Source organism: Leucobacter sp. wl10, assembly GCF_003569785.1.
In the GTDB taxonomy this organism is placed as follows: domain Bacteria; phylum Actinomycetota; class Actinomycetes; order Actinomycetales; family Microbacteriaceae; genus Leucobacter.
The window spans coordinates 1-14,715 of the sequence record NZ_KZ984006.1; the positions used below are offsets into that span (position 1 = coordinate 1).

The 14,715-nt window shown below is 67.4% G+C and carries 13 protein-coding genes; 4 read left to right on the top strand and 9 right to left on the bottom strand.

Translation table 11 applies throughout. The features are described from left to right. Nucleotides 1–58: 58 nt before the first annotated feature. Genes D1J51_RS14560 through D1J51_RS14590 form a run of 7 tightly spaced genes read right to left on the bottom strand, consistent with a single transcriptional unit; the run spans nucleotide 59 to nucleotide 8,023 of the window. Nucleotides 59–751 carry a response regulator gene (locus D1J51_RS14560; RefSeq protein ID WP_119076391.1) on the bottom strand — a complete coding sequence of 231 codons (693 nt, stop codon included), beginning with the start codon at nucleotides 749–751 and terminating at the stop codon, nucleotides 59–61. Further along, a complete protein-coding gene (locus D1J51_RS14565; protein ID WP_119076393.1) occupies nucleotides 748–3,243 on the bottom strand; it encodes an ATP-binding protein in 2,496 nt (831 codons plus the stop codon). The genes D1J51_RS14560 and D1J51_RS14565 overlap by 4 nt, the downstream gene beginning before the upstream one ends. A 2-nt stretch (nucleotides 3,244–3,245) precedes the next feature. Next, nucleotides 3,246–3,860, bottom strand: a complete 615-nt coding sequence (gene kdpC, locus D1J51_RS14570; RefSeq protein WP_119076497.1) for a potassium-transporting ATPase subunit KdpC — start codon at nucleotides 3,858–3,860, stop codon at nucleotides 3,246–3,248. Nucleotides 3,861–3,882: 22 nt separating this feature from the next. Beyond that, the gene (kdpB, locus tag D1J51_RS14575; RefSeq protein ID WP_119076395.1) at nucleotides 3,883–6,030 is read right to left on the bottom strand and encodes a potassium-transporting ATPase subunit KdpB; all 2,148 of its coding nucleotides are present in this window, start codon (nucleotides 6,028–6,030) and stop codon (nucleotides 3,883–3,885) included. A 3-nt stretch (nucleotides 6,031–6,033) separates the two neighbouring features. Then, nucleotides 6,034–7,707 (bottom strand): potassium-transporting ATPase subunit KdpA, encoded by a 1,674-nt coding sequence (gene kdpA / locus D1J51_RS14580; protein WP_119076397.1) that lies wholly within the window; start codon nucleotides 7,705–7,707, stop codon nucleotides 6,034–6,036. After that, on the bottom strand, nucleotides 7,707–7,796 hold the full coding sequence (locus D1J51_RS14585; RefSeq protein ID WP_119076399.1) for a potassium-transporting ATPase subunit F: 90 nt from the start codon (nucleotides 7,794–7,796) through the stop codon (nucleotides 7,707–7,709). Before D1J51_RS14585 ends, kdpA begins: the two co-directional genes overlap by 1 nt. Continuing rightward, on the bottom strand, nucleotides 7,793–8,023 hold the full coding sequence (locus D1J51_RS14590) for a hypothetical protein (protein ID WP_119076401.1): 231 nt from the start codon (nucleotides 8,021–8,023) through the stop codon (nucleotides 7,793–7,795). The genes D1J51_RS14585 and D1J51_RS14590 overlap by 4 nt, the downstream gene beginning before the upstream one ends. Before the next feature lie 458 nt (nucleotides 8,024–8,481). On the opposite strand from D1J51_RS14590, the gene D1J51_RS14600 reads away from it, so the two are divergent. From D1J51_RS14600 to D1J51_RS14615, 4 genes are all read left to right on the top strand, one after another. Then, nucleotides 8,482–8,853, top strand: a complete 372-nt coding sequence (locus D1J51_RS14600; RefSeq protein WP_119076499.1) for a Cd(II)/Pb(II)-sensing metalloregulatory transcriptional regulator CmtR — start codon at nucleotides 8,482–8,484, stop codon at nucleotides 8,851–8,853. Beyond that, the gene (locus D1J51_RS14605) at nucleotides 8,850–10,961 is read left to right on the top strand and encodes a heavy metal translocating P-type ATPase (protein WP_371414094.1); all 2,112 of its coding nucleotides are present in this window, start codon (nucleotides 8,850–8,852) and stop codon (nucleotides 10,959–10,961) included. Before D1J51_RS14600 ends, D1J51_RS14605 begins: the two co-directional genes overlap by 4 nt. A 141-nt stretch (nucleotides 10,962–11,102) precedes the next feature. Next, nucleotides 11,103–11,318, top strand: coding sequence for a hypothetical protein (locus D1J51_RS14610; RefSeq protein WP_119076405.1), 216 nt, complete (start codon nucleotides 11,103–11,105; stop codon nucleotides 11,316–11,318). A 215-nt stretch (nucleotides 11,319–11,533) separates the two neighbouring features. Next, complete coding sequence (locus tag D1J51_RS14615) at nucleotides 11,534–12,076, top strand: tyrosine-type recombinase/integrase (RefSeq protein WP_256386024.1); 543 nt, start codon at nucleotides 11,534–11,536, stop codon at nucleotides 12,074–12,076. Between the two features lie 319 nt (nucleotides 12,077–12,395). Here D1J51_RS14615 and D1J51_RS14620 read toward each other — a convergent pair whose 3' ends face one another. Both D1J51_RS14620 and D1J51_RS14625 read right to left on the bottom strand, forming a co-directional pair. Further along, nucleotides 12,396–13,175: an IclR family transcriptional regulator gene (locus tag D1J51_RS14620; protein WP_119076409.1), complete on the bottom strand. Its 780-nt coding sequence runs from the start codon at nucleotides 13,173–13,175 to the stop codon at nucleotides 12,396–12,398. Between the two features lie 72 nt (nucleotides 13,176–13,247). Next, a complete protein-coding gene (locus D1J51_RS14625) occupies nucleotides 13,248–14,714 on the bottom strand; it encodes an NAD-dependent succinate-semialdehyde dehydrogenase (protein WP_240423325.1) in 1,467 nt (488 codons plus the stop codon). Nucleotide 14,715 lies beyond the last annotated feature (1 nt).

Below are 14,715 nucleotides of genomic sequence, written 5' to 3' on the forward strand. Positions count from 1 at the left end.
GAACCCTCACACACCGTTATTCAGACAGTCCCACGGGCGATGAGTTCTTCGGGAGAGGTCATGTGGTCATGCCGTCCAGCCGGTAGCCCATGCCGGGTTCGGTGAGCAGGTGGACGGGGTTCGCGGGGTCCGCTTCGAGCTTGCGGCGCAGTTGGGAGACGTAGAGGCGGAGGTATCCGGTGTCTTCGGCGTGTTCGGTGCCCCAGATGGCGGTGAGGACGGTCTGTCGGGTGACGAGTTTTCCGGCGTTGCGGATGAGGATCTCGATGAACTGCCATTCGGTGGGGGTGAGCCGAATCTGCTTCTGCCCGTCAGGGGTGTCGCGGACGACGCTGTGGGCGGCGAGGTCGATGGTGACGGTGCCGAGGTGCACAACGGGGGCGGCGTCTTCTTGGGGAACACGGCGGGTGAGGGCGCGGATGCGGGCGAGGAGCTCTTCGACGGCGAAGGGCTTCGTGATGTAGTCGTCAGCGCCGGCGTCGAGCGCTTCGACTTTGTCGGCGGCCCCGGGGCGGCCGGAGACGACGAGGATGGGGGCCCGCGACCAGCCGCGAATGCCTTGGATGACCTCGATGCCGTCGAGCTTGGGCATGCCGAGGTCGATGAGGAAGATATCGGGGTGGTGGTCGATAGCGGCGGTGATCGCTTCGGCGCCGTCGGCGGCGGTGAAGATCTGGTAGCCCTTGGCGGTGAGGGTGATGCGCAGGGCGCGGAGGATCTGCGGGTCGTCGTCGGCGATCAGGATTCTCATGATTGCTCCTGGCTGGTGCGTGCGGTGGGAAGAGAGATGACCATGGTGAGCCCGCCGCCGGGGGTCTCCTCGGGAGTGAGGGTGCCGCGCATCGCTTCGACGAACCCTCGGGAGAGGGCGAGACCGAGGCCTAGGCCAGTGGTGTTGTCGGTGTCGCCGAGACGTTGGAAAGGCAGGAAGATGTCGTCCAGCTTCTCGGGCGGGATGCCGGGGCCGCGGTCGACGATGCGGATCTCGAGCCGTTCACCGAACGTGCTGGTGCTGACATGGATCGGGGCGCCCGGAGGGCTGTAGCGGTGGGCGTTGGCGAGGAGGTTCACGAGGACGCGTTGGAGGAGCACCGGGTCGGCGTGCACGAGGGTGTCACCGTGATCGAGAGCGAGGGCGACATCGGTGGGCCCGAAGTGGAGTTCATCGAGGGCGGGGGCGATGGTCTCTGCTGGGTCGGTGGGGATATCGGCGATGGTGAGGACACCGGCCTGCAGTCGGCTGACGTCCAGGAGGTCGGTGACGAGGGTTGCGAGCGCGGTGAGGCTCTCATCAGCGGTGTCGAGCAGCTCCTTCTTGTCGGCCAGCACGAGTTCGGGCCCTGCTGCTTTCAGACCGCCGACGGCCGCGGCGGCGGCGGCGAGTGGACGGCGCAGGTCGTGGCTGAGAGCGGACAGGAGCGCGCCGCGCACACGGTCGGAGGCGGCAATCGGTTCGATCTGTCTCGCAGCCTCGGTGAGGTGCTCGTGTTCGAGGGCAGCGGTGAGCTGGGCGGTGACGACGCTGAGGAGGCGTTGTTCGGAGGCGGCGAGGTCGGGGCCGTGCAGTTCCAGGGTGGTGTCGTCGGTGACGCGGATACTGGTGTGGTGGTCATCGGGCACCGGTTCCCCCGACCGGGCGAGCACCTCGTCGCCCTTCATCAGGCGGACGCCGGGGATCTGGAAGGCTTCCCGGGTGCGGTCGACGAGAGCCTGGATCGCGTTGTCTCCGCGGAGCACGCTGCCGGCGATGGTTTGAATGAGTTCGGATTCGGCTGCGGAGCGGCGGGCAGCACGGGTGTAGCGGGCGGCACGGTCGACGACGAAGCTCACCAGGCCGGCAATGACGACATACAGAATGAGGGAGAGGAGATAGCGGGACTGGTGGATATGGATCGTGTAGAGCGGTTCGATGAACAGGAAGTTGAGGGTGACCCCGGACAGCACTGCGGCGAACAAGGCGGGCCAGATTCCGCCGACGAGCGCCACGATGACGACGAGGAGCTGGTAGCTGAGGACATTGGTGGTGATCGAGTCCTCGCTTCGGAACAGCGTCAGGAGCCAGGTGAGGGCGGGGCCGCCGACGAGCGCCACGACGAAGCCGAGGATTCGACGCTTGCGGGTGAGCGCCCCGGTGAGCGGGGGGAGAGTGAAGCGGCGGCCCGCGGCGGCATGGTTGACCATGTGCACGTCGATGTCTCCGGATTCGCGGACGACGGTCGCGCCGATTCCAGGTCCGGTGAACGCCGCCGTGATGCGGTCTCGCCGGCTGACGCCGAGGACGAGCTGGGTGGCGTTCACCGAGCGGGCGAACTCCACGAGCGCGGTGGGGATGTCCTCGCCGATGACCTGATGGTAGGTGCCGTTGAGCTTTTCGACGAGTGCGCGATGTTCTGCGAGGGTGGCGGGGTTTCCTGAGCGGAGCCCGTCTTGGCTCGCGATGTGGACGGCGAGCAGTTCGCCGCCGGCGGAGCGGGCGGCGATCCGCGCGCCGCGCCGCAGCAGCGTCTCGCCTTCGGGGCCGCCGGTGAGCGCGACGACGACGCGTTCGCGGGCTTCCCAGGTGCGGTCGATGCCGTGATCCTTGCGGTACCCCTTCAGTGCTTGGTCGACTTCGTCCGCCAGCCAGATCAGGGCGAGTTCGCGGAGCGCGGTGAGATTGCCGAGCCGGAAGTAGTTCGAGAGGGCTGCGTCGATGCGTTCGGCGGGGTAGACGAAACCGCCGGAGAGGCGGTCGCGGAGGGCTTGCGGGGCGAGGTCGACGACTTCGATCTGTTCGGCGCCGCGCAGGAAGCTGTCCGGGACGGTCTCGCGTTGGGGGACGCCGGTGATCTGCTCGACGACGTCGTTGAGGGATTCGATGTGCTGGATATTGAGGGTCGAGATCACGTCGATTCCCGCCGCGAGCAGCTCCTCGACGTCCTGCCAGCGTTTCTCATTGACCGATCCGGGCGCGTTGGTGTGTGCGAGTTCGTCGACGAGCGCGATCTCGGGCTTGCGGGTCAGCACCGCGGCGAGGCCCATTTCTTCGAGGGCGACCCCGCGATGCTCGACCAGCGTTCGCGGGACCGCCGGGAGCCCTTCGGTCATCGCGACGGTCGCTTCGCGGCCGTGGGTTTCCACGATCCCGATGACGACATCTTTTCCTTCGGCGAGCAGGCGTCGCCCTTCCTCCAGCATCGTGAAGGTTTTCCCGACGCCGGGGGCAGCGCCGAGCAACACCCGAAGCCGCCCCCGTTTCGGCATGATCAGCCCCCCAACTCGTCCAAGGCGATGTTCAGTTCCAGAACGTTCACCCTTGATTCTCCCAAATACCCCAGGTCCGGGCCTTGGGTGTGCGCCGCGACCAGTTGCCGCACTTGTTCTGCGGGAAGGCCGCGCGCTTCGGCAACCCGGCCGACCTGGATCGCCGCGTACGCCGGGCTGATGTGCGGGTCCAGACCCGAGGAGGACGCGGTGACCGCGTCGGCGGGCACTTCGGCCTCTCTGACGCCGTTGAACTCGGCCACCCGGGTCTTGCGCTCAGCGATCGCGGCGATGAGATCCTCGTTCTCCGGGCCGTAGTTCGACCCAGACGATGCGCCGCCGTCGTACCCGTCGCCGGCGGCGGAGGGCCGCGGCTGGAAGTACTCCGGCAGCGGGTTGCCCCCGTCGTCGATGAACGACTGGCCGATCAGCGACGAACCGACGGGGGCGCCGTCCCGGTCGGTGATGATCGAGCCGTTGGCCTGGGCGGGAAGGGCGAGCTGCCCGATCCCGGTGATGGCCAGCGTGTACCCGATTCCGAGTACCAGTGTGAGGAGCGCCATGGCGCGGGTCGCGACCCAGATGGTGCGCCCAACTCCGCGAGCTCGCGTGTTCATCATGCTCTTCCCTCCAGAGGTGTCAGAAGCCGGGGACGAGGCGGACAACGATGTCGATCAGCCAGATGCCGAGGAACGGGGTGATCACGCCGCCCAGCCCGTAGATGGTGAGGTTGCGGCCGAGCAGGCTGGAGGCGTTCCCGGGCCGGTACTTCACGCCGCGCAGGGCGAGGGGGATGAGGAAGACGATCACGATCGCGTTGAAGACGATCGCCGACAGAACCGCGGAGGCGGGCGAGTGCAGCCCCATGATGTTCAGTGCTGCGAGTTGCGGGAACACGCCCATGAACATTGCGGGGATGATCGCGAAGTACTTCGCGACGTCGTTCGCGATCGAGAACGTCGTCAGCGCGCCGCGGGTGATCAGCAACTGCTTTCCGATCCGCACGATGTCGATGAGTTTCGATGGGTCGGAATCGAGGTCGACCATGTTCCCGGCCTCCTTCGCCGCCGAGGTACCGGAGTTCATCGCCACCCCGACGTCCGCCTGCGCGAGCGCGGGGGCGTCGTTGGTTCCATCACCGGTCATCGCGACGAGGTTGCCGCCCTCCTGCTCCTTGCGGATGTAGGCGAGCTTGTCCTCGGGCGTGGCTTCGGCGAGGAAGTCGTCGACGCCGGCCTCCTTCGCGATCGCCGCGGCGGTGAGCGGGTTGTCGCCGGTGATCATGACGGTGCGGATGCCCATGGCCCGCATTTCTGCGAACTTCGCAGGCAGCCCGTCCTTGACGACATCCTTCAGATGCACCACCCCGAGGAGGCGCCCCGCGCCGGCGGCGTCCCTGGTCGCCACGATGAGAGGGGTGCCACCGGACTGGGAGATGTGTTCGACGTGCTCGTCGAGCTCGGCGACCAGCGACGACGGCAACCGTTCCCCGCCCTCTTCCAGCCAGCTCATGATGGCCGCGCCGGCACCCTTGCGGATCTGGGTGCCGTCGGGCAGGTCCAGCCCCGACATGCGGGTCTGCGCGGTGAATGGGACGATCTCACCCGCGGTGTTCCGATCGAACTCGCCGTGTTCCTGCTCGGCGAGTTCGACGATGGAGACTCCCTCCGGGGTCGGGTCCGCGAGCGAGGAGAAGGCGGCAGCACGGACGAGTTCCTGCTCGCCCACGTCGCCCAGCCGGACGAACGCGCCGGCGCGCCGGTTGCCGTAGGTGATGGTGCCGGTCTTGTCCAGCAGCAGCGTTGTGACATCGCCGGCGGCCTCGACCGCGCGCCCGGACATCGCAAGGACGTTGCGCTGCACGAGCCGGTCCATGCCGGCGATCCCGATCGCCGACAAGAGCGCGCCGATCGTGGTCGGAATCAGACACACCAGCAGGGCGACCAGCACGGTGACGCTCACCGGAGCGGCCGCGTAGGACGCGATCGGGTTCAGCGTGAGCGCGACGACGACGAAGACGATCGAGAGCGATGCGAGCAGGATGTTCAGCGCGATCTCATTCGGCGTCTTCTGTCGTGCGGCGCCCTCGACGAGGGAGATCATCCGGTCCACGAACGTCTCACCCGGTTTGGAGGCGATGCGCACCACGATCCGGTCCGACAGCACCCGGGTGCCGCCGGTGACCGCGGACCGGTCGCCTCCGGATTCGCGGACCACGGGCGCAGACTCGCCGGTGATGGCGGACTCGTCCACCGACGCGATACCCCACACGATGTCCCCGTCGCCGGGGATCAGACCGCCCGCGGTCACGACCACGACATCGCCGAGGACGAGATCCGAGGACGAGATCCGCGTGATCACGGCCCGCTCGGCGGCAGCATCCGCGGCGGGGTCGTAGCCGGTGACGCGGTTGGCCATCGTGCTGGTGCGGGTCTTGCGGAGGGTCTCCGCCTGCGCCTTGCCGCGGCCTTCCGCGACGGCCTCGGCGAGATTCGCGAACAGCACGGTCAGCCACAGCCACACCGCGATCGCCCAGGTGAACGACCACGGCACGACGGTGCCGCCGGAATCGGCGGGGCCGCCGATGAAGGGCTCGGCGATCGCGAGAATCGAGGTGAGGGCCGCGCCGACCCAGACGAGGAACATGACGGGATTGCGCCGCTGCTCCTTCGGGTTGAGTTTGCGGAACGCGCCCGGGAGCGCTGCCCGGACCTGTTCCGAGGTGAACCCGCCATTCCGTGCGGGGGTGCCCGCCGTTTTCGGGCGGGGCTCAGTGATGGTGGGCATGGTTTACATCAGCCCTTCCGCTAGCGGACCTAGCGCGAGAACGGGGAAGAAGGTCAGTGCGGTCACGAGGATCGTGACCGCGGTGAGCAGTCCGATGAACATCGGACGGTGCGTGGGGAGGGTGCCGGAGGTGGGCGGGACCTTGTCCTGCGCGGCGAGAGAGCCGGCCAGGGCGAGGACGAACACGATCGGCACGAACCGGCCCAACAGGATCGCGAGCCCCAGCGCGGTGTTCAGCCACGGGGTGTTCGCGGTGAGCCCGGCGAACGCGGAACCGTTGTTGTTCGCAGCGGATGTGAACGCGTACAGCACCTCGGACATGCCGTGGATACCGGGGTTCCAGATGGACGTGCGCTCCACCCCCTCCCGGACACCGGGGATCGCGAAGCTCAGCGCGGTGCCGGTGAGCACGAGCGTCGGCATCAGCAGGATGTAGAGCGCGGCGAGCTTGATCTCGCGCGGGCCGATCTTCTTCCCCAGGTATTCCGGAGTGCGTCCGATCAGCAGGCCCGAGATGAACACGGCGATGACCGCGAGGATCAGGATCGCGTAGATACCGGAGCCGACACCACCGGGTGTGACCTCACCGAGCATCATGTTCAGCATCGGCATCATGCCGCCCAGCGCCGTGTAGGAGTCGTGCATGGAGTTCACGGCCCCGGTGGAGGTGCCGGTGCTGGTGGTGGCGAACAGGGTCGAGCCGATGATGCCGAACCGCTGCTCCTTGCCTTCCATGGCCCCACCCGCGAGCTCCGGGGCGGTGCCCATTCCCGTGCTCTCCAGCGCGGTCAGGATGCTGAATGACGCCGCGAAGAGGATCGCCATGACCGAGAGGATCGCGTAGCCCTGACGGTTGTCGCCGACGATCCGACCGAAGACACGGGGCAGGGAGAACGGGATGACCAGCATCAGAAGGATCTCGAAGATGTTTGTCCACGCGGTCGGGTTCTCGAACGGGTGCGAGGAGTTGGCGTTGAAGAATCCGCCGCCGTTGGTGCCCAGCAGCTTGATGGCCTCCTGCGACGCGACCGGTCCGCCGGGGATGGTCTGCGTGGCGCCGGTGAGGGTGGTGACGGGAGTGAAGCCGTTGAAGTTCTGGATCACCCCGCCGATCATCAGCACGATCGCGCCGACCACGGCGATCGGCAGCAGAATGCGCAGCGTGCCACGGATCAAGTCGACCCAGAAGTTCCCGATCGTGCCGGACCGCCGGTACGCGAAACCTCGCACCAGTGCGATCGCGACCGCGATACCCACCGCGGCGGACACGAAGTTCTGCACCGCGAGACCCGCGAACTGCACGGTGTAGCCGACGGTGAGCTCCGGCGAATAGGACTGCCAGTTCGTATTGCCCACGAACGACGCCGCGGTGTTGAACGATAGGTGCTCCGAGGGGGCTCCGAGGCCGAAGGAATAGGGAAGCCACTGCTGTAGGCGTTGAAGACCGTAGACGAGCAGCAGCCCGATCGCGGAGAGCGCGAGGACGCTGCGCAGGTACGCCTGCCAGGTCTGCCCCGTCTTCGGATCGACGCCGATGACCTTGTAGATCCCGCGCTCGACCTTCCAGTCCTTGCGGGACGTGTACACCCACGCCATGTAGTCGCCGAGCGGACGGTAGAGGATGACCAGGACCGCGGCGACGGTCCCGAGCGCGAGGAGCGCATACATCCAGGCCATCAGAAGCGCTCCGGTTTCACGAGGGCGAACACGAGATACACGATCGCCGCTCCCCCGAGACCGGCGGCGAGAAGCTCGAATACGATCACAGCTTCTCCACCGCCTTCCCCAGCAGCCCGACGACGACGAACAAGGCGATCCCGCCGAACACGTAGACGATGTCAAGCACAACAAGCTCCTCACAGACATCAGCCGCAGCAGGACGACTGGCCGCACGTCCGAACCGGACGCAACTCCCGATCCAACACCCGAGTTCCGCCTCGAGACAGGCGTCCTTACGGAATCCATACGGGGAAGACGTGAATCTTGACGTCATGCCTACATCTGAGAATGAATTCGATCGACGAAGGGGCGTGAGCGAGGCGCTGGCGCTCAGGTGGTCGGACATCAACGCCGAAACCACCAAGACGGGACGCGGCGCTCACCCGACGACGAGCATCTTTCTATCGCACTTCACACGAAAACGACCCCGGCCTGGTATCTCTGCCCCAAGCCCTGAGCCATTATCATTCGCGTGCGCGAGGGGGACTTGAACTGACCCCGACCCCTCGCGCCGCGAATCCCGACCGAGCGTTCTGCCGCGTGAAATGCAACGATCAGGAAGATCGGGAGCGTGCGGCGGGAGAGGGACTCGTCGGTCATGCGCCGATTGTCGCAATGTCGCCGACGAGTTCCGGACGCGAGGTGCCTCGCTGGGAAATGAGCTCGGAAAGACGTGGAGGCGACGAGGAGGCGACGTGGACAATAGGACATCGTTTGATGTATAGTCGTCGCATTCTGACTATTGCTTCCCGAGTCGACGTCATGAACCGTCTGGGTCGTGCGATGGCCGATCCGACGCGCTCCAGAATCCTGCTGGAGCTGCTGTCGGGTCCAGGCTACCCCGCGCGACTGTCCGAATCGCTCGAGCTGAGCCGCACCAACGTGTCCAACCAGCTCGCCTGCCTGCGCGGATGCGGTGTCGTGGTCGCCACACCGGAGGGGCGTCAGACGCGCTATGAGATCGCCGACCCCCACCTGACGCGGGCGATCACGCTGTTGGTCGATGCGGTCGTCGCATACGACGACGGCGTGCCCTGCACCGACCCCGACTGCGACGTGCCGTTCTGCTGCGCCGAGGAGACCGCGGCGGAGGTGGCACGATGAGCGAGGAGTGCTGCGGCCCCGAAGAGCCCCGCAAGACCGTCACGCCGGTCAAGCGCCAACCGCTGAGCCGTCCGCTCGCCCCGAGCGACGACGCCTGCTGCGGCCCCGAACCGGTCGTCGGGGCGAGCACCCGCAGTGCCGACTCGCCCCGCCACGACGACGGCGACGCGTGCTGCGGCCCCGACGAGGCCACCCACGGCCACGACGAGGAGAAGGTGCGGCCGCCGCTGTGGCGCGACCCGGCCATGCTCCCGTCGGCGATCTCGGGCGTCGCGCTCGCGCTCGGATACCTTTTCGATTGGACCGGGCTGGGGGTCCCCGCACTCATCGTGCAGTGGATCGCCCTCCTGGTCGGCGCGTACACCTTCGTCCCCAGCGCGATCCGCCGCTTGCTGCGCGGCCGGCTCGGCGTCGGCCTGCTCATGACGATCGGAGCGGTCGGCGGTGTGGCCCTCGGCTACGTCGGCGAAGCCGCGGCCCTCGCGTTCCTGTTCTCGCTGGCGGAGTCGCTCGAGCACCGGGCAATGGACCGGGCGAAGGAGGGCCTGCGGGCCCTCCTGTCGCTGATCCCTGAGACGGTGCGAGTGTCGCGTCTCAGCGGAGACGTCACGATCCCCGCCGCCGACGTGCGAGAGCTCGACATTCTCGTAGTCGGTGCCGGCGAACGCATCGCCACCGACGGCGTCGTCGTCGAGGGACGGTCGAGCATCGATACCTCCGCGGTCACCGGGGAGTCCATCCCTGTCGAGGTGGCCCCCGGCGACGAGGTGATCGCCGGTTCGGTCAACGGCTCGGCGACGCTCCGGATCGAGGCGACCGCCGACGGCCGCGACAACTCGCTCACGCAGATCGTCGCGCTGGTCGAGCAGGCCCATGCCCGCAAGGGCGAGCGGGCTCGCATGGCCGACCGGATCGCGCGTCCGCTCGTGCCCACCGTCCTTATCCTCGCCGGGCTGGTCGTGGTGTTCGGCTTCATCGTGGGCGATCCGGGCCTGTGGCTCGAGCGCGCGCTCGTGGTGCTGGTCGCCGCGTCGCCGTGCGCCCTGGCCATCGCGGTGCCCGTCACCGTGATCAGCGCCATCGGGGCCGCGTCGAAGTTCGGCGTCATCATCAAGTCGGGCGAGGCATTCGAACAGTTCGGGACCATCCGCACGGTCGTGTTCGACAAGACCGGCACCCTGACGCGCAACGAGCCGCAGGTCGTCGACGTCGAGACGGCACCGGGACACTCCCGCGACGATGTGCTCGCCCTCGCGGCCTCACTGGAGGCGACCAGCGTGCACCCCCTCGCGGCGGCGATCACTGCTGCGGCGCCGCGCGCCGAGGCTGCGACCGACGTCGTCGAAGAGGCCGGTCACGGGCTCCACGGGCGCGTCGGCGCGGTGCGCGTGCGCGTCGGCAACGCGCGCTGGCTCGATCCCGAGATGCTGCGCGAACGCGCCGAGGCGATGGCCGGGCAGGGCATGACGGTCGTCGTCGTCGAGACGGACGGGCGGGTCGCCGGCCTCATCGGCGTGCGCGACGAGCTGCGCCCCGAGGCCGCGGAGACCATCGCCATGCTGCACGAGCGGGGCATCCGCACGGTCATGCTGACGGGCGACAACGAGCTCACCGCCCGCGCCATCGCCGCCCAGGCCGGGATCACCGATGTGCGCGCAGAGCAGCTCCCGAAGGATAAGGCCGACGCCATCGCGGCCCTGGTCGCCGAGGGTCCGACCGCCATGGTCGGCGACGGCATCAACGATGCGCCCGCGCTGGCCACCGCCACCGTCGGCATCGCGATGGGGCTCACGGGCTCCGCCGCCGCCATCGAGTCGGCCGACATCGCCTTCACCGGTCACGACCTCCGGCTGATCCCCGGTGCACTGGCCCACGCGCGCCGTGGTCGCCGCATCATGACCGTGAACATCGGGCTCGCCCTCGCGCTCATCATCGTGCTGTTCCCCATCGCGCTGTTGGGCGTGCTGGGCCTGGCCGGCGTGGTGCTGGTGCACGAGATCGCCGAGGTGATCGTCATCCTCAACGGTGTGCGGGCCGCGCGTCGGCCGGCCTCCACGCGGCTGCCCGCGACGGCCGCGACTCCCGCCCCCGCGCTGGAGCGCGTCTGACCCACGCCATCGCGCACCCGGTGTGCCGAGCCGGAACGGCCCGCCCTCAAGGGGGCGGGCCGTTCCGCGTATGGTAGAACGCCGCTGCGACGGTACTCGAACTCGACCCGCCATCCGGGCCGGTGCCGGCGGCTGGCCCGGATGGCGGCGGTGGTGTGCTTGAACCGCGTCCAGCATTTCGAGGGCGCGTTGAAGCACGGCAGCCCCAGCCAGGCCAGCCACGACGACTACACGCAGCGCCTCACGGCACTGAAAGAGCGCCAGCGGCTCATCCAAGAGCGCGGCGTGCAGATCGATCCGACCGGGCGCGTGTTCGACGCCGCCGACTATGCGGGCCGGTTCGGCTCTGCCGAGTAGCCGACAGTGCCAAGGGCAAGGGAACCGGAGCCGCGATCGAGGACGGCTTCCTCACCACCAACCCCGCGAAGCGGAAGGCGGCGAAAGCGGCGACCGCAAGCCGGATGCGGGCGGAGAAGGCGGAGCTGGTGACCTGGACGGCCGATCAGCTCGCCGCGTTCCTCGCGTGGGAACGTGACGAGAAGCAGGACGAGCTGTTCGCCCTGTGATGGCTGATCGCCAACACGGGAATGCGGCGCAGCGAAGCCCTCGCGCTCAGATGGAACGACCTCAACACCAAAACCGGCAGGATCAGCATCCGGCGAGCGGTGAACACCGAGGACTGGACGACCACCAAGACCACCAAGACGGGCAACGCCCGCGTCAGCGACGTCGACGCCGCGACCCTCAAAGCGCTCACCGCCTACAAGGTGACCCGCGCCGAACTGTCGTTCGAGCTGGCGAGGGCCGACGCCTACATCTTCGGCGACGATGACGGCGAGCTCCGTTCGCCCGACGCGATGACGAGTCGCTGGGATCGCCGCCTCAAATGGGCCGTCAAGGTCAAGAGGTTCGAGCACCTGCCCCGCGTCACCCTCAAAGGACTCCGGCACACGCACGCGACGATCCTCATGGAACTCGGCGTGCCGCCCAAAGTCGTGCAGGAACGCCTCGGGCATTCCACCATCACCACGACCATGAACATCTACAGCCACGTCACCCCGACAATGCAGAAGAACGCCGTCAGCCAGTTCGCAGGCCGCCTCGCCGGAACCTGAACCCCGCGATGGGGCGAACAAGGGTGTTTGCTCCATATCCCACCCCATGACAACGAAACAGCCCCTCACCTGGATCATGAAATCCCTGGTGATAGGCTACTTTCGTTCTGTGCGCGAGGGGGGACTTGAACTGACCTCGACCCCCTCGCGTCGCGAATCTCGGTGGAGCGTTCTGCCGCATAAAATCAGCGGTCTACGACGCATGGCCTGTGGATAACTCCACTGCGATACCCTGACCTACAAGTTGCTTAGCACTTCTGCTAGCACTTTCGACACGTCGCTAGGACAGGCAAGCGGGCAACAGCAATCGGCACACTCGTTACGTCGAATCGAGCTGATCCGCAATTCTTAGAAGGGGGCCGACGAGCCGGTCAAGATCCTCTTGCTGGATGGATCGCGTCGGCAAGCACAAGGTGACCGCCGCTATCGCGATGCCGCTTCGGTCGCGGATCGGGGCGGCGATGCACGAGAGGTTGCGCGCTGACTCCTGGGACTCGGTTGCGAACCCCTGCTGGCGCACAAGCTCGAGCTGCGTCAGCAGAACCTCCGGATCCGTGATCGTCGAACCGGTCATAGGGAAGAGCTCCCCCTCCTCGAGGAAAGCTCTCACCGTTTCGGCCTCGGAATGGGCGAGCAGAGCTTTGCCTGAAGCGGTTGCGTGCGCAGCCCGCTGACGTCCGATCTCACAGCTCAGGCGCACGGGCTGCGTCGACTCCACGAAAGCGATGAACGTGACCACGCCCTGCGAGTAGGTGCAGAGCTGAATCGTCTCGTCGTACTGGGCGACGAAGTCGGTCGCCAGTTCCATGAAGTCCGTTACGAGCTGGCTGCTGCCGAGCTGGGGCGCGTACTTGCTCACCCTCGATCCCAGCGAATAGCGCCGGGTCACGGGGTGGCGTTGCACCGCATCCTCGAGCTCGAGGGAGTTGAGGATGCGGTGCAGCGTCGATTTGGGAAGGGCCAGGGCAGAGTTGATCTCGGTCGCCGAGAGGTCGCGGTGCGCTTCGGCGAGGGCGTCGAGAACGCTCAGCGCCATCCCCACGCTCGGGGAGACCGTTCCCACTCGCGCGGATTTCACGTTCGCATCGGCTCTCACCATTCGTCCGCCTCCTCGAGTCGTGCACACGCCGCATCCCGGACCCTCTGTGTTTCTCAGATCTACTCAGGCGAGTCACCTGTTGAGGGCAACGTACTTCGTCTCAAGATACTCTTCGATCCCGAACGCTCCGCCCTCACGACCGAGGCCGGACGCTTTGATTCCGCCGAAGGGGGCTGCGGCATCGGAGACGAGGCCCCGGTTGACTCCGATCATGCCGGCTTCGAGCTCGCCGGCGGCCCAGAACGCCCGGTCGAGGCCCTGGGAGAACACGAATGCGACGAGTCCGAATGGAGTGTCGTTCGCCATCTCGATCGCCTGCTCATCGCTGTCGGCCACCGCGATGGTGGCGACCGGCCCGAAAATCTCCTCGCGCGAGATCTCGCTCCCCGGATCGACGCCGGTGAGCACGGTGGGCGGGTAGAAGCTGCCCGCACCAGCGGGCACGAAGCCCCCGACGCGCACGGTCGCGCCTCCTGCGACGGCATCGTCGACCAGTGTCGCGATACGATCCCGCTGTTTACCGTCGATGACCGGACCCACGTCCGTGCCGTCACCGCGGCCGTCACCCATACGAAGCGCTTCGACCCGCTGCACGAACGCCTCGGTGAACCGCTCGGCGACATCGCGATGCACGATGATGCGGTTCGCCGCGACGCAGGACTGGCCTCCGTTGCGGAACTTCGCGGTGATCGCCCCCTCCACGGCCGCTTCCACGTCGGCGTCGCTCAGCACGACGAAGGGTCCGTTTCCGCCCAGCTCCATCGAGCTGTTCTGCACGTGCTCGGCCGCCTGGGCGAGCAGCGTGGAGCCCACGCCCGTGGAGCCGGTGAAGGACACCTTGCGCAGCCGGGCATCAGACATCAAGCTCGACGAGATGACACTGGCACGATCGCTCGGGATCAGGTTCACGACACCGGCGGGTACTCCGGCCTCCTCGAGCGCCTCGACGAACAGCGCCATCGTGAGCGGGGTGAGCGCGGCCGGCTTGATGATGACCGGGCACCCCGCGGCGAGCGCGGCGCCGACCTTGCGGGTGCCCATCGCAAGAGGGAAGTTCCACGGGGTGATCATGAGGCTCGGACCGACCGGCTCCCGCGTGACGATGATGTTGGTCTGCCCGGCCGGGTTCTGGCCGAAGGTGCCCTCGACGTGCGCCGCCTGCTCGGAGAACCAGCGCATGAACTCGTTGCCGTAGGCGACCTCACCGAGGCTCTCGCCGAGCGGCTTGCCCATTTCGGCGGTGAGCACCGCGGCGAACTCGTCGCTGCGCGACTGGATGATCTCGAAGGTGCGGCGTAGCAGCTCTGCGCGCTCTCGGGGCGAAGTCTTGCGCCAGCTCTTCTGCGCGCGATGGGCGGCGTCCAGCGCTCGCCGCGCGTCATCGGCGTTCGCAGCGGCAACCTCGGCGATCAGGCGCTCTGTCGCCGGATCGTAGACCGGGAATGTCGCGCCGGAAGCCGAGGGCTGCCACTCGCCGTCGATGAAGAGTCCGGTGCGCACCGCTGTTCCGTCCACTGCGACGGATGAAAGATCGTTCACG